The sequence below is a fragment of the Terriglobia bacterium genome, assembly GCA_020073185.1.
In the GTDB taxonomy this organism is placed as follows: Bacteria; Acidobacteriota; Terriglobia; order Terriglobales; family Acidobacteriaceae; genus JAIQGF01.
This window is the reverse complement of record JAIQFT010000039.1, coordinates 12,380-36,303: the sequence shown is the minus strand read 5'-3', so window position 1 is coordinate 36,303 and position 23,924 is coordinate 12,380. Positions and strand designations below refer to the sequence as shown.

The window sequence follows — 23,924 nt, the reverse complement described above, 5'->3', positions numbered from 1 at the left end:
CCTTCCGCCCGGCAAGTGCGCGTGGGAATATCGGGCGAGAGGAATCATCATGTCGAATATTGTTCACCCGCCTCTGCCGGGCCGAAAGGCAGACCCCGACGTGCGCGAGGCGTTCGAAGCATTGGAACAAGCGGGGCGCGAGCTAGAGCTTGTTGGTCGACGTAAATCTGGGCGGGCGGCACTAAGGGACCATCCCGCCTGTCAGCGATTAAACGAGCTGCTCAGGTTGATACGCGAGTACCCCGAACTGACGTATGAGGCGCGAGTGGTTTATTACGGACGGCTCGACGCGACAAGAGAAGCAATCCGGCTTGCGGTGAACGATGCCCGCAGAACGGCACGGGCAGAAGCCAAGGCGACTGGTAGGGAAAAGAAAGCCATCCTCATGGCAGGGCGGTATGCGGCTACAACCGCAAGGTCTGCTGCTGAGCGGCACGCGGTCGAGCAAGCGCTGGCAATGGCACGGGCGGTAACAAAAGGCGAAGCTACCTAGAAGGGTAGCTCCTCGGTGGAAGGTTTGGATGGCGCTTCAGGCTCCGTGCCGGAGCCGCTGTCTTCTTGGAGTAGTTCCTTCTCCACTCTGCAAATCTGACCAACGCGAAACGTAGGAAGTCCGAACTCGTGGGCGACGGCGCGGATGTCTTGGACTTCGATATAGCGCTGACGGATGGCCTCTTTCTTCGCTTCCGACAACGGCCTTCGCTGTCGACCTGCGGGAACCCGACCGGGGAACAACTCGACTGCGATTTCCTCCAACCGGCGCAGACGCTTCATGAGCGTCCCTTTCTTCAGCCGGTGCGCGAGCGCGAAGGCCGGGATGGTCCAGTACCGCGTCCGCCTTGGGCTTATCTTCTGCGGACGGCTGAGTTCCTGTAGCCATCGACGTAGATGCTCCTCGGGAACCGCCCCGCCACCGCTAGCACATTGGCGCAGATACTCGTTGATGACCCGTTGGCTGCTGGCCGTGGGTACGTCATCCCCGTGATATTCGGGATTGCGCCTGTACCACCACAGGCTCGGCGGTGGGCCGTCGGTGCCATGAGGCATTCGCTCGAACTTAGGTTTGGAAACCCCTAGCCAGTTTCTGCTCACAAAATACAGGTTAACACGTTGTCTCGCTGAAGTCAACGTGTGAACCACATATAGCCCTGTTCGGCGCGGTCATGGGTGCAGATTCTTCGCTGGGCAAGGCTATATGTGGTTCACACCTTCTCGCCCGAAAGACCCGGAACACCCCGCAGGGAGTATGCGACCTGCCACCGGCATAAAGCAGTAAGCAATCCAAGTTTGAACGCTCTTCCTTACCGTGGCTGGTCGGAAGTTCCCGTGCCCCGCTGGTGCAAGCCAGCGGGGTGCCGGGAAGGAAAGCCGACATGGCCACGACCCCGCATTCCGAACCGCTCCTGATGGATATCAACGCTGCCGCTGCGTTCGTTGGTGTCGGCTCCGGCGTCATCAGGGGCTGGGCATCGGACGGACTTGCCTTCGTTCGCGCGGGTCGGGGCGGAAAAAAGATGTTCGCGCGTCGAGACATTGAACGATACGTCGAGCGACGGAAGGAAAGCGCCGGTGCCTAACTACGAAAGCATCCCGACGCAGTTGCGCGAGCCAGCGCTGTGGCTTCAGTACTACCCCTCCCCGAACCCTAAGCGCCCGGACAAGAAGCCCAGCAAGCATCCCGAGGTTAAATACGGGACGCCAGAGGAGCGCAAATCCAATCTGCGTTCGCTGGACTATTTGATTGCAAATCGGACGCTGCGGCCCGGCGGAGGATACCAGCGCTGGGCAGACCCATCTGAAAAACTCACTTACATCGACCTTGACCACTGCCGCAATCCGGAGACGGGCGCAATCACCGAGGAGGCGCAGGCAATCATCAACGTGCTCGATACGTTCACCGAAATCAGCGAGAGCGGCACGGGCCTCCATCTCGTCTGCCGCGCTGGGCTGGCCGCCGATTTCAAGCCTGATGGCACGCGCGTGGAAATCTGGGGTTCGGGGCAAATACCTAATCGCCTGCTGGCGATGACCGGAAATTTGTACGGTGGACAGGACGCCATCGAGGACCGGCAGCAGCAGTCCGAGAAGCTACTGCGGAGGGCGCAAGCCGGTGAGTTCGGCCCAGCGCCGCGCGTGGAGACGCCGGTGGTATGGCGGGACAGACTCCGTGCCCCATGCGACCTGCAGACGGGTGACGTTCGGATGCTGATTGACCGCATCCTGTCGGAGGGCAATACCATCGTCGGCGCAGCGCCATGCGTCGGTAAGACGTGGTTCTCGCTGTCGATTTCCAAGGCGCTGGTCACCGGCATGCCGTTCCTCGGCATGTTCAAGGTGCCCGAGCCGGTCAAGGTCTTGTACCTCATACCGGAGCAGGGCGACCGCTCGCTCCGAAGCCGAGTTCAGAAGCTAGGTATACCGATGGACGGCTCCGTATTCCGGTGCGCCACCATGCGCGATGGCCTGCTCACGTTAGGCGACCCAGCGCTGGTGGCTGCAGTCGAGGAGTGGCATCCGGTCGTTGTGCTAGACACTGCCATCCGTTTTGCGGGATTTAAGGACGAGAACTCCAGCGCCGAGAACTCCAGTGGATTGTTCGCAGGTATTTCCGAGCTGATGCGTCTGGGTGCGCTCGGGGTGATTTCCAATCACCACATCGCAAAACGATTTGCTCTAAATGACAAGGGAAAGCTGCCCCTCGCCGAGCTGGAGAACCTGCGCGGCACATCCGACCTCGGTGCAATGGCCGATACCGTCTGGATGCTGCAGCCGGACGACGGCGGAGGAGAGGAGGGCTGGCTGGAAGAGTCAAGGGACCTGACCCGCCTGTGGGTAACTAACGTCAAGCCCCGCGAGTTCGACCCGGCAGAACCGTTCCGCATCCAAGGCCGCCCGCACATCGACCAGCACGGGGATTTCGTCGTCCTGACGGACGAGGAGGCCCGGCCCGGTGAGCAGATAACCGATGTGGGCGAGCAGGCCGCGCGGCTGATTGCAGCGGACCCACGCATTACCAAGGCCGCGCTGACCAAGGCCCTCGGCGTCAGCAGGAGCCACTTCGCCGACCCGCCGGGCTGGCGGTATGTGCCTCCGCCCCGTGGGTGTAAGAGCGGCGGCCACTGGGAGCCGAAAGAGGAGCAGGAGCTGGGGATTTGACGTGTCCCGTTCTCATGTCCGGATTTCTCATGTCCCGGCGCACATCTTCTAGTGATGTGCGCACGGGGACATGAGGCCGGGACATGATGGGACATGAGCGGGACATGAGGATGGGACATGAGGAAAGAGAGTTCAGAAAATGGAAGCATCCGGCAGGAAAGAGATAGCAGGAAGAGGGACGACCCGGTGAGCACCACACGATACGTGGTCAATCCGTTGCGCGGGACGATGTGGCTTCCTCCGGGTATCGAGCCGGGGGAAATCGAATGGGCCGACGCGACCCCCGCCGGTATTGCCCAGCCTCGCGCACAGCAGCCCGCACGTGCGCCTGACAGGAAGCAGATGGCCCGGCAACGCAATGCGCCCCGGAGCTACCGGCGTCGCAGCAGGCGTACACATTCCGAACTGGCGCACACATCCGTAGGAAAGGACGGTAGATGAACGGCAAGACATACAAGGAGATGCTCAAGGAACGTATCGAGGCGCAGATGCGCTGGTCGTCGAGCCACCTGAGCAAACAGCAGCGCGAGGAAATGGTCGCCCGGTTGTTAGAGGACGCGCTGGCTCCGACGCCAGCAGCAGCGCCGCCCCAGCCTCACGAGCCTGACGTGCTGGCCGAGCAGGCGTGGGAGAAAGCAACGGAATGATGCTGCAAGCCACAAGACATCACAACGATGCGACCCCTCGCGGACCCGTATGGGTAGGTCAAAGTGATTCGGGAGGCTCGCAAAAATACCGCGCGCAAGTTTTTCCGTGCGAACTCCCAAAACTGGACTCGCGCGATTTGAAAGCATTTGCACCCGATTACGCCACGAATGAGGCGACCCAGCAGGCATTTGATTATGAATAGCAAACCTTTAGGGCACAGAACGAAGGCAGAACTGGCAGCGCAAAAGGCTAAGAATGCTCCGCCAGATGCCCCCGGTTTGCCTCCAAAACCGCCCGGCATGGACAGGCACTGGCGCAGGTGCTGGGATACGTGGGCGCAGAGCATCCTGAAAAGACGCCTGCTTTCTCGCGCAGATGGCGCGGCACTTTCTCACCTCGTGGACTTGGACCTTGCGGGCGATGAGGAAGGCAAGCGGAAACTCGTTCAAGAAACTTGGGGAAATCGTGAGCCGTTTCCAGAGGACGTAGAACCCGCCCCGGCGGACGCGCCCACCACGCCCACGCTGGAGGGCTTCCTTCAGGACGTGGCTGCTGTACGCGCCTCCTTTGCCCAGCGATTGCGCCCCGGCGTGACGCTGTGCTTCGACCATGATGGGCGGGAGTACCTTTGGCCGGAAAATGACCCGGCGTCTATCGCCCGGCGCTACGCGCAGGACGTCGTCGAGAAAAAGATTGTGGCGGGCGACTTGGTCATACGCGCCTGCGCGCGGTTTCTAACTGACCTCGAAGAGGTACACACGCGCGGCGTCTATTTCGACCCCGCCGAGGCTCGGCTGGTGATTCGATTCTGCGACCAGTTTGTGGGGCTGCATACGCTCCCGTGGCAGACGTGGCTGCTGTGCAACCTGATGGGCTTCAAGCGGGCGAACGGCTACCGCCGGTTCACAGAGTGCTGGTTGAGCACCGCCAAAAAGTCAGGCAAGACCACGCTGGCATCCGCCATCGCCCTGTGGGCACTTATTGCTGACCTCGAACGGCTGCCGGAATGCTACAGCGCCGCCACCCGCAAGGAGCAAGCGAAAATCTCGTATGTGGATGCGCGCCGAGCGGTCGCCGACAACCCGGAACTGCGCGAATGGTGTCAGCGATATGCCGACCGCATTAGCATTCGGGAAACCGACGGCACGTTCATGCCACTGGCCGCGAATGAAAAACTACTCGACGGCTTGAGGCCGTCTCTCATCCTCGCGGATGAAATCGCTTTCTGGGATTCGCGCGCCACATGGGACACGCTGGTCAAGGGCATCGTAAGCCGGGTACAGCCGCTCGTCGTCGCGCTCACCACGTGCGGGCCGACCAAGCAATGCTTCGCGTTTACGAAGTTCGACTTGGCCGAGAAAATCCTGCGGGGCATCTACCAAGACGACTCTACGCTGGCCGCCATCTACTCGATAGACAAGGATGATGACCCACTCGATGAGGCATGTTGGTTCAAGGCTAACCCGTCGCTCGGTACAACTCTGCTGGTCGAACACCTCCGCAAAACGCGCGATGAAGTTCTGCAGGACCCGAGCGGTCGAAACAGCTTCGTTCAGTACCACGCTAATCAGTGGCCCGAAGTCGGGTTCTCGCGACCGACCGCCATCACACCATCGGCTTGGGAAGCCTGCAGCGGTATGGACTTGATGCCCGATTGCAAGTCGCCGATGGAAGCGTATGAGAAGTTCCTGATGCTCAACCGAGACCTGCCCGCCTACGGTGGACTCGATGTGGGCATGACGTCCGACACCAGTTTCTTCGTGGCGCTGTGGCCGCGCGCCCGGTTTGCTGAAGGGCAAGCCCCGGTCGACAAGAAAGTGGTCATCGCGCAGTGCTTCATGCCGGAGTTAGGGCTGCTCGAAAAGGAGAAGGCGTGGCAGGTGCCCTTGAGCACTTGGGCACGCGACGGGTATATCTCCCTGTGCGCGGGTGACCTCCAAGATCCCAAGGAAATACGAAAGTTCATTCTGGATTTCGCCTCGCGGTTCCGCATCCACGAAATCGGGTTCGATACGTGGAACGCGCAGGTCATGTGCGCGGAAATCAACGAGTCGGGTTCGGCGGCCTGCGTGGCAGTCCCGCAGGTGCCCAAGGAGTTGACCGCGCCCTGCCGGGAAATATTGCAATGGGTTCACAGTAAGGAGTTGGTTCACTTCAACTCACCCGTTGCCGCGTGGCAGGCATGCAATGTGGTCTTGGCCGAGGACCCGAATCACGGCGGTACCAAGCCGGGCAAACTCGCGCCGCAGGAAAAGATTGACTTCTTTTCCGCGCTGGCCAACGCGGCACATCGGATGCTGGCGAACCCAGTGCAGGAGTCGGTCTACAGCAAGCGCGGAATCATTTTCATTTGAGGAGGCAACAATGTCACGCTCGATTCTCGATGGTATAAAGAACGCGATTCACGAAGTACTCACACCGGGTTACACGTCCCGCCAAGCCGAGGCGGAATACCTGCGCACTATGTACCGCGACAGCGGAAGTGTCGTGATACGACGCAATCAGTTTTACAGGTTGATGAACGAAACCGGGTCACTGGTCGGGTTTGAATGGAGTTGCGGATGCGGAACGTCGTATCCCTTGCTCGACGCAAATATGTATCTGCGTTCCCATACTTGCCCGGTGTGCAAGACCGAAATCAATCTGCTCAAGGCAGTCGGTGCGACGGACGTCCCGCCCGCAAAGTGGCCGGAACTATTCGCGCAGTTGCCCATGCGACCAAGGCTGGCCGGGAAACCGCAGAATCGGTTCGTGGATACATGGGCCGAGGACAAGAGCGGGGACGTGTCGTATGAACCGCACGACCTGAAGTTCACCTAATGCTGCGTTGCCCAACTGTGTGCGGAGAACCCGGCTGCAGCGCCACGAATGTGCGCGGGTCGCGGTACTGTATTGCGCATCAGGTCAGCAATACTGCTGCGGTTGCGCGGAAGCAGTTCGATGCGGACCGCGCCGACTCCGAAATCAGGAAGATGTATAACAGCACGCGATGGTTTGCATTTCGCGGGATGATGCTGGCGCGGCGGCCCATTTGCCAAAAAATGATTCGCGGCGTCCGTTGTACGAACCCCGCCCGCGTCATTCACCACTTGCTTTCTCCGAGGACGCACCCGCAGTTCTTTATAGACCCAGCCAGAGTCCTGGCGCTGTGCCCGACCTGCCACACCCCGGAGCAAGGGACCGAGCACTGGCGACCCGGAATCGATTACGTCGATATCCCGTTTGATGGGCCGATGTGCGTGTAGGTGCCCCGCAAAACACGAACTGTGGCTGAAACAGAGTCGTAACACCGGACAAGCCCATAGTGAAGACACACAAATCTTAGGACCCGCGCTCGCGGGCTGGAGGAAGTATGGATATCACCGTCACAAACAAGGATGGCCGTAAGCGCAACCTATTCCATGTGGATGCCGATGCGCTGGTATTGGCACTCATCGAAATCTTTCCCGAGAACTTCGCTCGATACGAGCGCCCGCCGAAGCCGGAACCCGTGCCCCAGTGGCGCCTCCACAGCAATCAATATGGGGAAACCATGGGACTCGCCATTGAACTGGGTTCCGAGACCATCGTGGTAGGAGGCGACCCGAAGGGCCTCGTAGACCGCTGTCAGCGTGCGTTGGCAGGCCGCAAGGCCCCGCTGCCCAGCGACGACTTGGTCGCCGTGTACGCGACAACGGCAAATGCATCAGCGCTCACTCCCGTGCCGAGATATGACGGGAGCGGAAGATGAGTCCCGAAGAGAGACAAGAAATCGACCGGCTCGTCGCGGAGGACCTCCCGAAGGCCGAACACGACTACAAAGACTTGGTACGGGTGAGAGAACAGAACGCCCGTGTCGCCGAAATGAGGAAGCAGTATGGCAACGATTGAAAAACGCAGTTGTGAACTCCGCGCCGCACAGGGCGAGGAAGGCGTCTTGGTAGGTCGTGCGGTTTCCTACAACCGCGTCTCGACCAACAGCGTGTCTCCCGGTGTAAGGGAGCGCATCATGCCGGGCGCATTTGCTGCGTCATTGGCAGGCGGCGCGGATGTGCGTGCCACATTTCAACACGACCCCGCCAAGACGCTGGGCCGCACGAGCGCGGGTACGCTCAAACTCACCGACGGACCCGACGGCCTCGACGTCCGCATTACTCTCGATAAGGGGAACAGCGACCACATGAATCTGTGGCGGTCGGTCGCGAGGCGTGACTACTCAGAAATGTCCTTCGCGTTCGGTTGCGAGAACGAGTCCTACGATGAGGGCACAGACGAGCAAGGCCATGCCTGTCAGATTCGCACCGTCCGGAAAGCCAAACTTATTGACGTGGCGGTCGTCGCTAATCCGTTTTATACCGCCGACATGACCTCCGTCTCCGCCCGCAGCGCAGGCGCGGCTCCCACGGGCCGCGAAGCGCTGGACGCCATAGTTGAGGAGCACCGACGCGCCGCTGCCTTGGCCGCCGGTGCGCCTGCGGTCCCTACCGAAAGTCGCAACCCGCACCTCCGAAATCCGCACCTCAGGTACGCCGAGAACCCGACCGTGGCTGTAGTAGAGAACACGGACGAATACCGCCGCGCGAAGGCCACCCGTCTGGGCGAACAAATAAATCGAGCCGCACCGGAAACGCTGCGCGAGCGGGCCGAGAGGCTTGGGCGCGAAATAAGTCAAGAGACGGACGCGTGGTACTCAATGAGATGGGATGCCAAGGAGGATGCGCTCGATGAGTTGGATGATTTGCTTGCGGAGGAATACAGCGAGGGTCGTTTCCGCGCAATCGATGTCGCGCCCATCACCGACGCGCCCGGCTCCACCGGCATCGCTCGTTCCAGCCAAGGCGATGAGCCCGCGCTGTTGCGTGGCAGCGTAGTCTATCGCAGTTTGAACAGCGAAAAAGAAGACTTCGGTATGGATGACTGGATTGAAGAAGAGCCGGACGACGATGAGCAGGAGCGGTCAGCCAAGCGCGGCCCGACCAAGCGTAGTCTGCGCCTGTGCGGGAACATGCGTCTGTGCTCGCCTTCGGTTACCAAGTGGCAGGCGAGCGAGCGTGCTCTGCACGCCGCCGCAGAATGGACCTTGCGGCAACAGCATCTCGAAAGTGAACTGCGTATGGCCGTGGCTGCAGGGAATCACAGCGCGATAGCCCGCATCAACCGGCTGCGCGTCGGGAAATAAAGGAGAGCACCATGAGCAATCTGGAAACGAACGGCGTTGGCAGCCCAGCGATTTTTCAGCCACTTCCGAAACCGATGTCACCCGAGGACGCGGAGAAGTATCGCGCCGCCGGAGAGAATAAACGTGAGGAGCAGGCCAAGCAGTACGGCCTCGTGGGCGGCGACCGATGGGACCAATCGGCATCAATGGCTGCGCACTTGGCCTACACCTGCGGCATTCCACTGGCCGGGGCGCAGCGTCTCATCGCAATCCTCGCCGGTCTTGAAAGGCGCCTGGAGGCACTGGAGTCGCACATTGACTGTGGCGAGGTGAAGTAACTTTGGCAATCGGCACAATCACGAAGCGTGGCAAGCGACCGCTGTCGGTTGTCATCAACAGCGCGATGGAGGCTGACGACGCCAGAGAAGCAAGACGGGCTGCGCGACTCGCCCGACAGGAAGAGCAATCGGAGGTGCGCACGTCACAAGTTCCTAAGACCGCCGATGAGGCCGGGTGAAAGTCCCGCCGGTCGGCATACCTGCGCAAGCAGGCCCGCCTCAAGCGTCTATGCGGGCACGTGACCATCGGTAGGCGAGGGCACTTCTCCCTTTCAGGCGATGGCCATCGGCGCGAATTACTCTCCGCGCCATGCGCGGCTTGTCCCCGCGCTACAGGGGCAGTCGGCGCAGGCATACGACGGCTGCCCTCTTCCTTTCGGTCCGCAGCCCCGGCCCGCTGGGCCACTAACTTTGTCCCCGAGACAGCGCCGAGGAATTCTGATGCCTACCATTCAGATTTGCCCACCCGCTCACGACACCAATCTAGAATGGCCGCAAGCGCCACACCGTCCAAAGTATCCAGTTGCTGTGGATTACGAGGCCGGGGAGCAGGTCGGCAACGGAATCGACTTTTCAATCCTCAAATTCATGCAGACCAGCCGTGGACGTGACCAGACCGCTGGTCGTCGACTCGCTACGCCACGATGGGCATTCCCCGGTGCGGACCAGCGCACGCTGCTCGCTCGATTCATGGAGTACCGCGCCGGTTTTAGATATCCCCAGCGCGGTACCGAGAAAGAACGATTGGAACGCGCCCGGCGGCAACTGCTTGCAAGTCGCTCTCGATTGGAGCGGACCCTCGACCGGCTGTTGGCCGCATTGCATGCTGGCCCGCCATACCACGCCTGTAGTCACGGGCGTGGTCAGAGGCGAACCGGGCGATTCATCTCTAAGCGCCGCCTCGAAGCGGAAATCCAGAATGTGGACGCTCAACTGTGCATTGAGAATGTCGCGGGGACCATCGCGCGAGTGATTTTCCTGTATTACGGCTGCGGTTTCGATTCGGTAGGCGTGGGTATTGCGGTAGGCATACGACCGCCTGCGGTGCGACAGGTTTTGCATAAACTTCATGTGCTTTGGCGTCGCATGGAGGCCGAGGCCCGGTGACTCCAGCCGGGAGCCATTAGCCCCGCTCACACCGACTGTGCGTAAGATTTTGGGAAGATAAAGGCCCTGCCGAGCGGCAGGGACGAACTGCTGGCAACATTGGTCTGAAGTTTACTTTGCTTCCTTTGAAGGGCTGCCCGCCGCAGACAAGTTGAAGTCTTCCGCTGGTTTGTTCTCCGCTTGGCGCTCGCGCCACGCCTTCTTCGTGGCATCCGTGATGTCCGCTACTGTACCAGTGGCACAGGTATGGTCGGTGACCACGTCCACCAAACGCGGGCTTACGTCCTTCAGGTCAGCGTTCACAAAGTCGTCGTCCATGAACAGCGCCAGACTGCGCGTTGCGCCGCCGAAACCATTGGTCCCGCGATACCAGATGCAGACCGTGAGGAACTGCCCGTGGTGGCGCGGCAATGAAGGCAGGTCGCGCAGGAGAGCCTGTCCCTGCCCCGACGTGGCCACCTTCACGCTATCGAGAACCAAACTGTTCGGGTCTTTCGCGTGGTCCATCAGTATCTGCAGGTCCCTTACCGCCTGCTTCGCCGGGTCTGGAGTCTGCGCGTGCGCCATCGCCGCCAACATCAGTATTCCAAATACTACCGCTGCGCGTTGTTTGCTTGTCGTCATTTGGTGGCTCCTCATTACAGCCACAGGATACCTCGGTTATTATGACCTCAACCCGGCTCGCCTGCGCTCCGCCGTGAAACCGAAATTTTCTCGCGGTCATCCGTCTATGTCACGGGTACTAAAGTCATGGGTGCCGAAATCGTCAGCAGGGGTAGTTTATTAGTGCGGCGTTGAGGTCAGAATGTGAACTAACATTCCGAGCGGGGCGTGAACCGCGTGAGCGATTCTCAGCTTGGTTGTCTTGGAGTCCCATAAGGACGGAACGAAAAGGGAACCCTGGTAAGCAGCCCGCCGGGGAATAGCCCGACGGAACCTACCGGAATGGCGGAACGCAAAATGAAACTCAGATTGATTCTTTTTCTGGCGATGGCGGTTTCGGCGGAGCTGTGGCTTTGCTCGGGGTGTACAGAACGGAAGTCCGGCGGGGGAAAGCCCACGCAAACCAACGTAGTAGTGCAAGCGAAGCTAAGCGACAATTACGCAACTTCCGCTCTTCTTGCACTGAAGGCAATACAGAGAGACCCCTATGTGCCAGCCAAGGGCTCGCACCTCGTCGGGCGTTTAACTCAAGAAAAGATAGATGCCGCCGACGTAGCGGCCATCTCAAACGAAGAAAGAAAGCTCACGACTGCGCTCCAGTCCGCGTATGGCGCGCGATTGAATTTGAATCGGCGCAAAGAGGAATGGGCGAGAAGAAACCATTGGTTTGTGGAGGTTGATGCAACTCAGTACACACAAAAACAGTGGAACGCACTTGTTGAGGCTAACTACAAATTGAATCTCGCAGAGGCTCCCCAGATGGAGGCACTCGGCGGACGGCTTGATGCGTGCTTTTCGAACTTTGACGCGGCAATACGCGCGCGGTCAGCAGATGTGCCCGCGTCGTGCGCGGAGCTGATGCACTAGGTTAACCCGACGTAAAAGTTGCACGGGACTCGGCAGGGCAGGTAACCAAATACCTTCAGTCGAACATCGTATTCACCTTCTCACGCACGGCTTGGCTACCAGCGGGTCAGGTACGAACGTCACTTTGTGGACGGCAGGGCGCGGGTGGGAGTATCGAGGTAGGAGGCGTGATGAGCAACAAGAGGGAAATTGGTTCATGGGTGCAATCAATTGAGCTGTTGCGCGACAAGGACGAGGCAGATGCGTTGGTAGCAGCGATGGTGCGCGAGGGCTTCCCGGTGACTTGGGCGTTCACCGAGAAGCAAAATCCGGCGATTTGTCTGCAGTACGGTCACGTGGCTTCCTCCGAATGGCAGGCTCAGATGGGCGAGTTCGCGAAGAAATGGCTGTCGGAACGACGGCACCGAGCTCAGCTTGACGCTGAGGAGCTTGAAGCCCACAAGAAGCGCAGCAACGAGATACACGAGTTCTTCGACCCGACGAAGTAACGCTCGAACCTAGTCGAACATCTGATTGACCTTCTCACGTGCCGCCCGGCGCGCGCAGTGAGAGTATCGGTCACGGAGGGAGAGAATGTCCAATAGCTTGCGTGTCGAAATAGACAAGGCTCACTTCGATGAGCTGAAGACGAAGGAGTCCTTTTGGCAATTGGTGGCCTTATCACGAGCAGTGAACGCCTTGCGCTTTGTGCACACGGCGCTGCTCGGACACAACGTGGATGATGCCTTCCCTTGGGCGAAACGCACAAGGTTCAACTCATTTTTCTTCAACTGTGCGTTGCTCTACGAAGCACTACTGCTCGTCGAACGTCTGTCGAAACACTATCGGGATGTCCCCGAATTTGCAGAGCTTCGCGAAATCCTTAAGGACCGCACTGCCACGGAATTGCGGGACTCAAGCCTCGCCTCTGTCCGGAACCGACTAACGTTTCACTTTGACGAGAGTGAAATCGGCGCGCAACTTGCCCAGACGACAGACATGGTGCGTACTTTTGCTTCAGGACAGGGCAACACGAATGCTGACGTGTACTACGAACTTGCTGACTCATGTACCTTGGGAGCGTTCCTGGGGTCTTCGCTAGATGAACCGGGAGCGGTCAATAAACTTCGCGAAAGAGGCACCGAGGTCACTGATTTAGCACTTCGTTTCATGGACTCAGCCGAGAAATTCATCGTAGCCGTGCTCAAGACCGACGGATGGGAAGGTATTGGCGGCGGACGCACCCGTTAGTTGAACATCGCGTTCACTTTCTCACGCGCCGCCTGACTGCGGGCGGGACCGTGCAGTGACCCCGCTGGTTCACGGGTACGGAAGTCACTTGTGGCCGGGCCGTGCACGATGGGAATATCGGCGCGGAGGGCAATCATTCATGGCGAAGCGCATTCCTCTCCGCATCGCGGTATCGTTGACGGCTCCTGAAGTGAAGAAGCTCAGAGCATTCTCGATGCCGATGACGCCAACCGTAATAGCAGGCGGATTGTGTACGAGCTGGCTGCGCACGTTCCTAGCCAAGCGCAAGATGAACGGGCGGCCCAAGGAGCGTGTGTGATGGCAGGCGAATACTTGGGCGACATCGAAATCACCGTCTCACGAACGTCAACCGGGCGGTCAACCGTATCAGCGACGTGCCGCTCGGGAGCTACATGGTCGAAGTTGTCTTCGAGCCGTTTGTGGAGCTGCGCCTGCGGGCACTTCGCTCCCCGGCGGAGCAACTGGCAGCGGAGGCAAAGCAGCAAGTGGGTCCGCCACCCAAGCCACCGAAGTGGTGAACGGTCGCGCGACGTTGCCTAGTCACGAGAACCAACGGTAAGCTCCCGCTATGGCGCGGCTCTACGGTACCGGCAGCCTTTGGCTGCGGAAAACGAAGAAGCATCCGAAGGGCGAATACTGGCTCCGGTTCCGCGACGCCGCCGGTCGGCAGCGGACTGAGAACAGCCGTTTTTGCATTTGTCACGATGGCCGCCCCGAGGCGAAGGCCGGGAAGTTGCTCGCGCGGCGCATAGGGGATGTGCAGTCCGGCACCCTCCCCAGCCCGAGGGCCGCGAAGGCTCTAGTAGAGGATTTGGCGCAGGCGCTCCTTAAGGCGCGACGCGTAGCCCTTCTCCAGAAAATCCCCGAGAATCTACCGGCCCCTACTCGCGCGTGGCGTGAGCGGGCGGCGAAGAAGCTGATTGCAGATGCCGAGCGCCGGTGGTCCGTCAACCTGAAAGCGACCTTCGGGGACCGCAAAGCGGCGTTGGTCACCACGGAAGACCTGAACGACTACGTCGTGGCTCGCCACAAAGCTGAGGCGCGGAACGCAACGATAAACCGGGAGATGGCGTTCCTACGTCGTGCGTTCAAGATGGGACACGATGCACGCCCTCGACTGGTGACGGAGGTCCCGGCATTTCCCGCACGTCTACCTGAATCGCCTCGCACCGGATTCATCGAGGACGCAGCCTTCGACAAGTTGCAGGCGGCGATTGCGGAGCCGGGATTGCGTGCGATGGTCGTCACCGCGTACCGGCTTGGCTTCCGGATGTCGGAACTCAAGAACCTCCTCGTGATGCAGGTCGCGGATGGATGGATTGTGCTTTTCGCGGGCGCGACCAAGAACAGCCGGTCGAGAAAAGTACCAATGCCGCCGGACGTGCGCACCGCCGTGGAGGCGTGCTGCAACGGGAAGCAGCCGGAAGCGCCCGTCTTCACATGGCCGAATGGAAAGCCTATACTGGATTTCCGCGCTTCATGGTCGAAGGCATGCAAGGCTGCTGGCGTGCCGGGCTTGAGCTTCCATGATTTGCGGAGGTCGGCAGTGCGGAACATGCGCCGGAAGGGCCTAACAGCGGCGGTTGCGATGCGGGTGACCGGGCACTTGACGCGGACGGTCTTCGACCAGTACGACGTGACCGCTGACCAAGACCTTCTCCGCGCGGTAGAAAAGTTGTGAACGAATCGTGCACAAACAGCAGAACCGGCTTGGTGCTCCCAGCGCAAGCCACTGATAACACGTAACGCCGGGATGGCGGAACTGGCAGACGCAGCGGACTCAAAATCCGCCGAAGCGAAAGCTTCTTGGGGGTTCAACTCCCCCTCCCGGCACCAGTCGCGTACTTCCCTTGCATCGTTCGTCCCTGAGAGGTCGGGTCACGCTGATCCGTGATTGCTATCACTGGATCGCGAGTGCGTGTCGGCGAGAATGCTCACCGCGCCCGTGCGAGGTCTCGATGCGAGCTGCTGGGTTTGAACGCTTCGCAGTCGACGGTGCTCACGTCTACGTTTCCATCTGTCGTGCCTGCCTGCAGTTCGTTGCGGCCGCGCCGGATCCAGCGTTGCGTGCCATCGCAGAAGACCTCCATGCCTGCTTGCGTGCGCCGAGGACGAGGGGTGCGATGGTCAGCGGGATTACGCTCGCAAGCAAAATTGACCGTCGCCTGGCGCGGAATCTCAGAGGGGCTGGTCGGCGCTGACGCTCGTAGAACGCCCGTCGCACGGATCGCTCACCGATGCACGCGGATGAAACACCGCGAGGATTGGTCCGCCAGAATCCGTGGGAACCCCCGGTTCGGCTTGTTACTGTGGTGGTTACTTTCGGGTTACGGAAGTGATATTTACATCGGCGGGCCTTAGGTCATAATTCAGGCTGTTGTTGAGGCAGTTCTGGGGGAGGGCTGCCCGGCGTCCCGGTGATGAGCCGGGACGCTGTTTTTCAGAGAGGCTGTAGGCGTCGGGATCTAATCACGGCAGAGCGCAACGCTGTCCGCACGTCCGTTTTCCCCAATCCGCAGGGCAATCCACAGCAACATCTCTCAACCATCGGCCCGACGCCTGTCCAGGCACCAGGCGCATGGCGGTCCGCGCGACCTGCACGCTACCGGCGTTGCTACTTCCCACGTTCTCGTGCATCCAATCAGGTGTTAGGATAGTTCGCCGCTTGGTACGCCCGGGAAGCGCCCCGGGGACGGGAGGTTTACGCATTCATGGCGGGAGGATTGATGGCAAGCAATGCAATTATTGAAGTGACGGACGCGAATTTCGATCAGGCGGTACTGAAGGCGGAGCAACCGGTCATTGTGGATTTCTGGGCTGCGTGGTGCCAGCCCTGCCGCGCCCTGGCGCCCATCGTGGACGAGGTCGCCACTGCCTACCACGGCAAGGTAACGGTCGGGAAAATGGACGTGGACAAAAACGCGGCCACGCCGCAGCGCTACGGCATCCGCGGCATTCCCACGCTGCTGATCTTCAAGGGCGGCCAGGTGAAGGAACAGATCGTCGGCTTCGTGGAGAAAGAGAAGATCGAAAAGGCGCTGGAACGCCACATCACGGGATAAGGCTCCATGTGTCAGGCTTCAGGCAAAGCAGCCCGGTTTTGACCGGGCTTTCTTGCGTCCAAGAATTTGTTAAGTCCGAGTGGGATACGGGCGGACCAGATGTCTTGCCTGAAGCCAGAAGCCCGGAGCCAGAAGCCTGAAGCCAGAAGCCCGGAGCCTATTTATCCGACCACACCGCGAGCAGGTTGCCGTTGGGATCGCTGAAGTGGAAGCGGCGGCCGCCGGGAAATTCGAAAGTCGGCTTGGTGATTTTGCCACCGGCGGCGATGACCTTGGCGTAGGTGAGCGAGAGATCGTCGGCGTAGATGACGATCAGCGGGCCGCCCTTGACCACGGGCGAGCCTTTGGCGAAGCCGCCACTCATGCGGCCGTCGTGAAAGCTGGTGTAGTCCTCGCCATAGTCTTCAAATGTCCAGCCGAAGACTTTGGAGTAGAAAGTCTTGGTCGCGGGGATGTCAGAGGCCGGAAATTCGACGTAATCCAGGCGGTGGTTGTTCTCGCTCATGGCAGAAATCTCGGTCACACTTTATACCTTACGTGGTCAAGCGGCGGGAAGAACCGCGACCATGGTCAGCGCTCAATACTTGCGCAGTACGCCAATCACCCGGCCCTGCAAGCGCACGGCGGCAGCCGACACCATGATGGGCGGCATGGCGGCATTGGAAGGTTGCAGGCGGATGCGGTCGCCTTCCTTGTAGAAACGCTTCAGCGTAGTTTCCGAGCCGTCCACCAGGGCGACAACGATCTCGCCATTGCGCGCCGTCTGCGCCTTTTCCACCAGCACGTAGTCGCCGTCGAGGATGGCTTCGTCCTGCATGGAATCGCCGCGCACCTGCAGCACAAAAACGTCCTTGGACCCGGTGAAGTCGTGCAGCGAAATTGACTCCGGGTTTTCCATCGCTTCTATCGGTTGTCCGGCGGCGATGCGCCCCAGCAGCGGCAGCGAGAGTGGCGCCGCCATGGCCTGCTTCATGCGCCCGCGCGGAGGCAGCACGTCGATCGAGCGGCTGCGGTTGTAGTCGCGGCGCAGCAGGCCTTTCTTCTCCAGATTGCTGATGTGCTTGTGCACGGTGGCCAGCGAACTGAGACCGAGGCCGTTGCCGATCTCTTCGAACGATGGCGAGTAGCCGTGCGACTGCACAAAGCCGGCGATGAAATCGTAAACCTGCCGTTGACGCCGCGTCAGGGCCATGGGTGGCTCCTCCACGCCGAGTATTAGCGAACAAAAGGCGAATTGTCAAGCGAGTTCTGAGTACTGGCCTAACTACCCGGGCTCTAATTCCGATTTTGCCAGTATTTGCTAAAGATGTTAGTCCCAAGAGGATTTCTCGCAGAGCGCCTTTCTCTTTTTGCGAGTGTTGGGAAATGGTAGAAGCAAGCAATGTGCTGGGTTATCGGGCTCAGGGTCTCTAGCCACGATATAGCGGAGGCTGCGGACTGCTCCCGCCGTGATTTTGATGATTCGCTGTCCGGGTTTCCCTGCTGCGAGGACCGCTTCCGGCGTCGTTTCTCTACCGTAATAGACGGATACTTCCTGATGCTGATCATCCCACGCCCATGACTGTAGAGTGTTAGTGGCCGGGTCGAGCATCCCTCGATCTATCCGCCGCCACAACTCTCCATCATCCGGAATGTCAACAGCATCGGTTCTGTCAGGCACAAGACAATTGGTCCGCTCACGTGCCAACTAGCCAATTCCAAATCGGCGTATCCGCGAGCGATGGAATGACACCCTCATCCGAAACAGGGCGTTCACCGCCCATCGTTGTCTTCAGATATTCGACGGTGCCGGTCGGCTTGAACTCAAGCTCGAGATCACGATTCTCGACCTGCCAGTGAAAGCCTAAGCCGCCGCCTGACACGAGCGTGACGTGTGGAATCGGCAAGATATTAGAGGGTGCCTCAAGCAGAAATCGGCAAGCCCCTTTTATGGCGGCAGGCTGCAATCTTGCACTGCCGTAACTATCCCAGTCCGGCGGTAGTTGTGCCAAATGTTCGATCTTTTCTAGAACTTCGGGCACCCATGACCCCGTCTCGTCAAGCGGCCTAATTACACTCCACTTACTCGACGTGCTTTTCTTGATCTTTGGTTTGAAACCAATCGAGGCCGCATATGCGGTCATTCCGGCCTCCTTCTCGGCTTCTTGCGCCAGACTGCGTGCATCTTCTCCGTGGTGAAATCCTCGAAGCCTCGGACAACCCATTTCCTTCCAAGGTCAAGGGACTTGAACAGGTCTGAGGGTTCCGATGATGCCGGTTTGCACATCGCCGTAATCGTGAGCTGAAGCGTCTGTCTTGCGTCAGGCTGACGGATGCCAGGCTGCATCACGATCTGCAAACGCCCGGTCTGTCCCCCGATCGGATAAGAAACATTCATCGAAACAAGGTCGGGAGTCGGAAGGAAGCCGCAGTATGTTCTGCCTCTCCAAGCACTGAAGACATCGGGGAGATCCGCGAATGATCGCCAGCCCTCCCCACGGTCAATGTGGTTTACGTATGTGACCTCACATTGCCGCACTCTTGGAGACTCTACGCCTTGCCGCTTCAGGAAGCGCAGAAACTGACCCCACGTTTTCCAGAACGCGGGACGTAGATCCTTGTAGTGCAAGTAGGGATCATTCTTGCTGCGTTTGCGCCAATTCTGGATGAAGCTCTCAGTCTGGACCTGAATCAGACGCTTCCCGGACTTGTGCTCGTACCACCACCGCACAGGTACGTCGCCAGTAAGCTTGATACTCCCAAGAGCGGAATTCAATTCCAATCTCAATCCCTGCTCAGCGAGCGCCGGATGAACTTGTGCGTCTGGGTATTCAGTTTTGATCTCCTGCCAGAACAATCCGAAATTTGGCGTCTTCCAATTTTGTAGCGGGTAAAAGTGAAAGCCAACAAGTGTTTCCACTGCTGGTGGCTTCTCAAAATCGGGAAGCCCCATGACCTTCGAAGCCGACACCCTCGTACCGCGCACTAGTTGCGTTGATTGTCGGTCAGCGGGTGCGCGACTTTCCGGTGTTATTTCGTTTTCCGACTGATTTACAGTTTCCATCAGAACCGTCACGGGGCCTGTTGCCAAACCAACAATCTTATACGCCAAACAATGGCGACTTCAGCGTCATAGGTGATATGTATCACGCTTAGCCTAAAAAGACTATTAATGATATTGATCCTGTTTAGGATACGAGTGATATAAAATGCGTCCAGCTAAATGGGCAGGACAGACAATACGTGGCCTGTTGACGAGCCGACCGCGAGACGCACTGGCTGGCGGTTTCCGAAAGATGTAATCGATGGCGTCGGCCGCGCGACGTTTGACGAGGATACAACGGAAGAGAGACTCGCAACAAAGTGGCTCCGGCAAAAGATAGAACAGCACGCCACTGAACAACAACGGCTTTCTCGCAACTCCCCACGGCGATCGCAGGGGTAGCCGATGCCAAGTATTACTCCAAACCGACCAATTATCGACTTTCCAGCTTCGTGTTCAGGACTGAGGCGCAGCGGAACACCTGGGGCGCGTGTACCACGACTTACCGGGTGGCCACTACACCCCTCGCGCTCAAAATTTCCTCCACCGCGCGTATAGCGACCTCCAACTCCTCATCCTTGGTGTAGAAATGCGGCGACATGCGCACCCCGGCGTTGGGACGATAGTCCACCAGGATGTTGCGCTGGATCAGTTCGGCGCAGACCTCCTGCGCGAACGGCATGTCAATGGAGACGGTGCCGCCGCGGCGCTCGGGATCGCGTGGCGTGTTGACGCGCCAGCCGCGCGACTCGGCGAGCTCGATCAGCTTTGCGGTCTGGCGCTTGGATTTCTCGCGGATCTTCTCGACTCCGATTTCGCGGATGATCTGCACCCCGGGCTGTGCCGCGTAGAGCGCGGGAATGTTGGGCGTGCCGTTCATGAAGCGGTACTGTCCGGCAGCGTACTTTTGTTGTCCGACCTCGAACGCGAACGGCTGCTCGTGCGCGATCCAGCCGGTGAGCGCGGGCTGCAGTCTGCAGGCGAGATCGGGGCGAACGTAGAGGTAGGCGACGCCCGGGCCGCCGCACAGCCACTTCAATACGCCGCCGCACGCGAAGTCGGTGTTGAGCGCCTGCACGTCCACCGGAACCGTGCCCAGCGACTGGAAGGTGTCGAGCACGACCAGCGCCCCGACCTGGTGCGCGCGCTCGATGATCGCCTTGGCGTCGTTGATGTAAGCGCTGCGGAAGATGATGTGGGAAATGGGGACCAACAGCGTGCGCTCGTCAATGGCGGCCAGCATGTGGTCGAGCGGCACATGAATGCCGTCGGTGGGCACCATCTCGACCTGCGCGCCGCGCGCCCGCTGCGCGTTCCAGAAATACATGATCGAAGGGAAATTCAAGTCGCTGAAGACTACCTTGTTGCGCGGGCCGGAGAAATCAAAGCAGGAGGCCACGATCGCCTGGCAGATAGTCACGTTTTGATGCACCGACACGGTGCCCGCGGGCGCGTTCATCAGGGCGCCGATCTGGTCGCCGACCTCGGCCGCCAGCATCCACCACTTTTCTTCCCAGGCGCGGACGCCGCGCTGCGCCCAGCAGTCGCAGTAGTCGCGCATGGCGTCGTACACCGCGCGCGGCATGGCGCCCAGCGAGTTGCTGATCAGATAGGTGGTTTCCTCCAGGATGGGGAACTGCGGGCGGTAGCGGAGCAGGTCGTCGGCCATCGGGGAATTGTAGTACGAAGCACCGGGCACGCTGTACGGACCATTAGGTTGCTCATGCCGGGACAAGTGAGGACAGTGCGACCGGTGACGTCAACCAAGAACCGACAACCGTAAACCGTTCCGGTACCAAAGTAAGGCGATTCGGCAATTGTTTCTCGCGGTTCTTCTGCATACAATAACCCGCGCTACCGGGACTTCTGCACACGTGCAGTATCCGTGCTGGCTCAGCCCCAGTGCCACCGCGAACTTCGCTCTATGCCGGACATCAGCAAGCATCTCGAAAGAGCCGAGAAGTTCCTGCAAAAGGGCAGGCAGGATGCTGCCCTGGACGAGTACCTGCAGGCCCTGGAGCTAGACCCCGGCAACGATCAGGTGCGCCAGACCGTGGCCGACCTCTACATTGCGCAGGGCCGCGTTGCCGAGGGCGCCAAGCTGCTGTCGCAGCAATTCGATCACGAGGTGGCGATCAACGACACCCCCAAGGCGGTGGCCAATTACAAGAAGCTGGTGCGGGTGGGTACGCCCACCGTCGACCAGACCTTCAAGTTCGCCCAGCTCATCGAGAAGAGTAGCCGGGGCGAGGCCATGCACGCCTACCAGGCCGCGCTGCGCGGCTTCGAGTCGCAGGGGAGGAAGCAGGAAGGACTCGGGGTGTTGAAACGCGTCATCGCGCTCGATCCCAGTGAAGAGAATTACAAGCGCGAAGGCGAACTGGCGGCGGAACTCGGCGACGGCCAGACGGCGGCGGTCGCGTTTTTGCAGGTTGGAATGTTTGCCGCCAAAGCGGGCACGGATCCGCTTCCCTGGTATCAGCGCGCCCACCAAATGGACTCGCACAATGCCGACGTGGCGCTCGCCTACGGCAAGACTCTGTACGCCGCCGGGATGGTACAGCCGGCCATTACCGTGCTCGAGCCGCTGGCCACCGCCGACAATAGCCGCGTCGAGTACCGCCAGGCCTACTCCGACGCGCTCGTCGCGGCGCGCCGGCTGGTCGAGGCCGAGCCCCTGATCTGGGAGCTGTTTGAGCGCGATCCCAAGGAGGTCAACGAGGTTGGCGAACTGATCGCCGCCCTGCTCGACGAAGATCACCAGCCGCACGCACTGGAACTGGCGCACAAGCTCGAAGTCCACCAGCTCAAGGCCGGCAACCAGCGCGAGTTTGTCGCGCTCATGAAAGACATCGCCGACAAGCATCCCGCCGGCATCGAGTTTCTGGAGTACATGGTCGAGGTGTACAACGCCTCCAACCGTGAACACGATTACTGCGGCACGCTGCTCAAGCTGTTCGAGCTGTATTACGCCTCGGGAAATTTCATCAAGGCGGCCGACTGCCTGGACCGCGCCGCTGAGGTGGACGCTTATGAGCCCGGTCACCAGCGCCGTCTCGATATGCTGCGTGGCAAAATTGACGGCAACCACTTCAACGCCATCGCGTCGCGCTTCTCCTCGGTGCTGAAGCTGGAGGAAAAGGAAAGCGACACGCCGGAAACGCCGGAAGGCGAAACCACCGTGCTGGAAGACCTCATGCTGCAGGCGGAAATTTTCCTGCAGTACGCGATGCGCGCTAAGGCGGTGGAGCGGTTGGAGCGCATCCACAAACTGTTTCCCCGCGAGGAAGAGAAAAACGAGAAACTGCGCGAACTCTACATGACCGCCGGCTTCACGCCGCAGTATAAGGGCGCGCCCCCGCTTCCTCCCGCCACCGGGCCGGGTTCCGCCGCTCCCGTGTTCGTGCCGGCCGCGGCGGCCGCGTCTCCGGTGGCGGCGGGCAACGAAGCCGAGGTCGACAACTTCACGCGCATCACCGATATCACGCGTAACATCTACCGCCAGGGCAGCGTGAAAGGCGTGCTGTTTACCGCCGTCAACGAAATCGGGCGGCACTGGAATGCCAGCCGCTGCATCGCCGGGCTGTGCACGCCGGGCAAGCCTCCGTCAGCGACGCTGGAATATTGTTCACCGGGGGTGCAAGCGTCCGACATCATGGCCATCGTCAAGATGGTGATGACCTGCCTGGCGCTGTCGGTGACCCATGGGATCGTAAAGCTGCTGAATGTGCCCAGCGCGACGGAACTGGACGGCATTCGCGAGAACATCCAGGGTCTGGGGATTGAATCCGTGCTGGCGGTGCCGCTGATGGACGGCGACGAATTCGCCGGCATCGTCATCTTGGAGCAATGCGCGCCGCGCAACTGGCGTCCCACCGACGAGGTCGTGCTCAAGACCATCGCCGAGCAGATGATCCTGGCGGTCAACAACGCCCGCCTGCGCAGCCTGGTGAAAACGCTCGCCGTCACCGACGAGCGCTCGGGGCTGCTCAAGCGCACCTCCTACCTTGACGTGCTGTTGTCGGAGGTAAAGCGCTGCCAGGAGCAGAACTCTACCTGCTCCGTCATGCTCATGCACTTCGGCAAGACATCGTCGCTGGTGAAGGAGTACGGCGAAGCGGCGGTGGAGACGCTGATGCAGCAACTCGGCCAGATCATCAACGGCCACATCCGGCAAAACGATGTTGCCGTGCGCTACGACCTGACCACCATCGCGCTGCTGCTGGCCGACACCGGCGAGAAGAACGGCTTTTTCGTGGTGGACAAGCTGCGCAAGGTGATGGCCTCGGTGCATCTGCCGGGAAAATCCACGCCCCCCTCCATGACCGTGGGTATTGCCGAGGCGGTGATGCAGAACCGCTTCGATCCGGTGGACATCGTTTGCGAACTGATCAACCGCGCCGAAAGCGCGCTGGCTGCCGCAAAATCCGAGGGCGCGAACACGGTCAAGGCGCTCTCGCCGACGCTCGACACTGCCACCGTCACGGCGTAACTGCTCGCTATCCCTGTGGCCGCCGTCATGCCGAGGGAGGGCGCCCGCGCGTTCTTGTAACCGGGGTCCCCGGCACGCCTGCTTTTGGCGCGCTGGGGTGGTCGTGCGCGGGAAACCCGCGTCGAGGGCTCTCCGTGTTTCCTCTCTCGGCTACACCGATTCTGAAACGGCTCTAGTTGTT

The 23,924-nt window shown here is 60.1% G+C and carries 24 protein-coding genes and 1 tRNA gene; 17 read left to right on the top strand and 8 right to left on the bottom strand.

Features of this window, described 5'->3' with window-relative positions; translation table 11 throughout:
• Positions 1–49: 49 nt before the first annotated feature.
• The gene (locus LAN64_14285; GenBank protein MBZ5569006.1) at positions 50–493 is read left to right on the top strand and encodes a hypothetical protein; all 444 of its coding nucleotides are present in this window, start codon (positions 50–52) and stop codon (positions 491–493) included.
• On the opposite strand, the gene LAN64_14280 is transcribed toward LAN64_14285, so the two are convergent.
• Positions 490–1,047, bottom strand: a complete 558-nt coding sequence (locus LAN64_14280) for a hypothetical protein (protein ID MBZ5569005.1) — start codon at positions 1,045–1,047, stop codon at positions 490–492. The genes LAN64_14285 and LAN64_14280 overlap by 4 nt on opposite strands.
• 326 nt (positions 1,048–1,373) lie before the next feature.
• On the opposite strand from LAN64_14280, the gene LAN64_14275 reads away from it, so the two are divergent.
• The 8 genes from LAN64_14275 to LAN64_14240 all read left to right on the top strand — a co-directional run bounded on the left by LAN64_14275 (position 1,374) and on the right by LAN64_14240 (position 9,279).
• Positions 1,374–1,577 carry a helix-turn-helix domain-containing protein gene (locus LAN64_14275; protein MBZ5569004.1) on the top strand — a complete coding sequence of 68 codons (204 nt, stop codon included), beginning with the start codon at positions 1,374–1,376 and terminating at the stop codon, positions 1,575–1,577.
• Positions 1,570–3,156 carry an AAA family ATPase gene (locus tag LAN64_14270; GenBank protein MBZ5569003.1) on the top strand — a complete coding sequence of 529 codons (1,587 nt, stop codon included), beginning with the start codon at positions 1,570–1,572 and terminating at the stop codon, positions 3,154–3,156. Before LAN64_14275 ends, LAN64_14270 begins: the two co-directional genes overlap by 8 nt.
• 437 nt (positions 3,157–3,593) lie before the next feature.
• Positions 3,594–3,803, top strand: a complete 210-nt coding sequence (locus LAN64_14265) for a hypothetical protein (GenBank protein ID MBZ5569002.1) — start codon at positions 3,594–3,596, stop codon at positions 3,801–3,803.
• Between the two features lie 399 nt (positions 3,804–4,202).
• Positions 4,203–6,158 carry a hypothetical protein gene (locus tag LAN64_14260; GenBank protein ID MBZ5569001.1) on the top strand — a complete coding sequence of 652 codons (1,956 nt, stop codon included), beginning with the start codon at positions 4,203–4,205 and terminating at the stop codon, positions 6,156–6,158.
• A 10-nt stretch (positions 6,159–6,168) separates the two neighbouring features.
• A complete protein-coding gene (locus LAN64_14255) occupies positions 6,169–6,624 on the top strand; it encodes a hypothetical protein (GenBank protein MBZ5569000.1) in 456 nt (151 codons plus the stop codon).
• 532 nt (positions 6,625–7,156) lie between these two features.
• A complete protein-coding gene (locus LAN64_14250; protein ID MBZ5568999.1) occupies positions 7,157–7,534 on the top strand; it encodes a hypothetical protein in 378 nt (125 codons plus the stop codon).
• A gap of 126 nt (positions 7,535–7,660) precedes the next feature.
• Positions 7,661–8,962, top strand: a complete 1,302-nt coding sequence (locus tag LAN64_14245) for an HK97 family phage prohead protease (protein MBZ5568998.1) — start codon at positions 7,661–7,663, stop codon at positions 8,960–8,962.
• 11 nt (positions 8,963–8,973) lie between these two features.
• A complete protein-coding gene (locus LAN64_14240) occupies positions 8,974–9,279 on the top strand; it encodes a hypothetical protein (GenBank protein ID MBZ5568997.1) in 306 nt (101 codons plus the stop codon).
• Between the two features lie 573 nt (positions 9,280–9,852).
• On the opposite strand, the gene LAN64_14235 is transcribed toward LAN64_14240, so the two are convergent.
• Both LAN64_14235 and LAN64_14230 read right to left on the bottom strand, forming a co-directional pair.
• Positions 9,853–10,341 (bottom strand): hypothetical protein, encoded by a 489-nt coding sequence (locus tag LAN64_14235; GenBank protein MBZ5568996.1) that lies wholly within the window; start codon positions 10,339–10,341, stop codon positions 9,853–9,855.
• Positions 10,342–10,497: 156 nt separating this feature from the next.
• Entirely contained in the window at positions 10,498–11,010 is a 513-nt protein-coding gene (locus LAN64_14230) for a hypothetical protein (GenBank protein ID MBZ5568995.1), read from the bottom strand.
• 321 nt (positions 11,011–11,331) lie between these two features.
• Here LAN64_14230 and LAN64_14225 point away from each other — a divergent pair, with 321 nt between their 5' ends.
• From LAN64_14225 to trxA, 7 genes are all read left to right on the top strand, one after another.
• On the top strand, positions 11,332–11,916 hold the full coding sequence (locus tag LAN64_14225) for a hypothetical protein (GenBank protein MBZ5568994.1): 585 nt from the start codon (positions 11,332–11,334) through the stop codon (positions 11,914–11,916).
• Positions 11,917–12,086: 170 nt separating this feature from the next.
• Positions 12,087–12,404 (top strand): hypothetical protein, encoded by a 318-nt coding sequence (locus LAN64_14220; protein ID MBZ5568993.1) that lies wholly within the window; start codon positions 12,087–12,089, stop codon positions 12,402–12,404.
• 85 nt (positions 12,405–12,489) lie between these two features.
• On the top strand, positions 12,490–13,146 hold the full coding sequence (locus LAN64_14215) for a hypothetical protein (GenBank protein ID MBZ5568992.1): 657 nt from the start codon (positions 12,490–12,492) through the stop codon (positions 13,144–13,146).
• A 139-nt stretch (positions 13,147–13,285) separates the two neighbouring features.
• Positions 13,286–13,465 carry a hypothetical protein gene (locus LAN64_14210; protein ID MBZ5568991.1) on the top strand — a complete coding sequence of 60 codons (180 nt, stop codon included), beginning with the start codon at positions 13,286–13,288 and terminating at the stop codon, positions 13,463–13,465.
• A 435-nt stretch (positions 13,466–13,900) separates the two neighbouring features.
• Positions 13,901–14,848 carry a tyrosine-type recombinase/integrase gene (locus tag LAN64_14205; protein MBZ5568990.1) on the top strand — a complete coding sequence of 316 codons (948 nt, stop codon included), beginning with the start codon at positions 13,901–13,903 and terminating at the stop codon, positions 14,846–14,848.
• Between the two features lie 66 nt (positions 14,849–14,914).
• Positions 14,915–15,003, top strand: a tRNA-Leu gene (locus LAN64_14200).
• 890 nt (positions 15,004–15,893) lie between these two features.
• Positions 15,894–16,229: a thioredoxin gene (gene trxA / locus LAN64_14195; GenBank protein ID MBZ5568989.1), complete on the top strand. Its 336-nt coding sequence runs from the start codon at positions 15,894–15,896 to the stop codon at positions 16,227–16,229.
• A 157-nt stretch (positions 16,230–16,386) separates the two neighbouring features.
• Here the strand turns inward: trxA and LAN64_14190 are convergent, their stop codons facing one another.
• From LAN64_14190 to LAN64_14170, 5 genes are all read right to left on the bottom strand, one after another.
• Positions 16,387–16,734, bottom strand: coding sequence for a VOC family protein (locus LAN64_14190; GenBank protein ID MBZ5568988.1), 348 nt, complete (start codon positions 16,732–16,734; stop codon positions 16,387–16,389).
• A gap of 72 nt (positions 16,735–16,806) precedes the next feature.
• Positions 16,807–17,421, bottom strand: a complete 615-nt coding sequence (gene lexA, locus LAN64_14185; protein ID MBZ5568987.1) for a transcriptional repressor LexA — start codon at positions 17,419–17,421, stop codon at positions 16,807–16,809.
• A 484-nt stretch (positions 17,422–17,905) separates the two neighbouring features.
• Positions 17,906–18,352 carry a hypothetical protein gene (locus LAN64_14180; GenBank protein ID MBZ5568986.1) on the bottom strand — a complete coding sequence of 149 codons (447 nt, stop codon included), beginning with the start codon at positions 18,350–18,352 and terminating at the stop codon, positions 17,906–17,908.
• A complete protein-coding gene (locus tag LAN64_14175; protein ID MBZ5568985.1) occupies positions 18,349–19,320 on the bottom strand; it encodes a TIGR04255 family protein in 972 nt (323 codons plus the stop codon). Before LAN64_14175 ends, LAN64_14180 begins: the two co-directional genes overlap by 4 nt.
• A gap of 433 nt (positions 19,321–19,753) precedes the next feature.
• Positions 19,754–20,920: an aminotransferase class V-fold PLP-dependent enzyme gene (locus tag LAN64_14170; protein MBZ5568984.1), complete on the bottom strand. Its 1,167-nt coding sequence runs from the start codon at positions 20,918–20,920 to the stop codon at positions 19,754–19,756.
• Positions 20,921–21,175: 255 nt separating this feature from the next.
• On the opposite strand from LAN64_14170, the gene LAN64_14165 reads away from it, so the two are divergent.
• On the top strand, positions 21,176–23,743 hold the full coding sequence (locus tag LAN64_14165) for a diguanylate cyclase (GenBank protein ID MBZ5568983.1): 2,568 nt from the start codon (positions 21,176–21,178) through the stop codon (positions 23,741–23,743).
• The last annotated feature ends 181 nt before the right edge of the window (positions 23,744–23,924 follow it).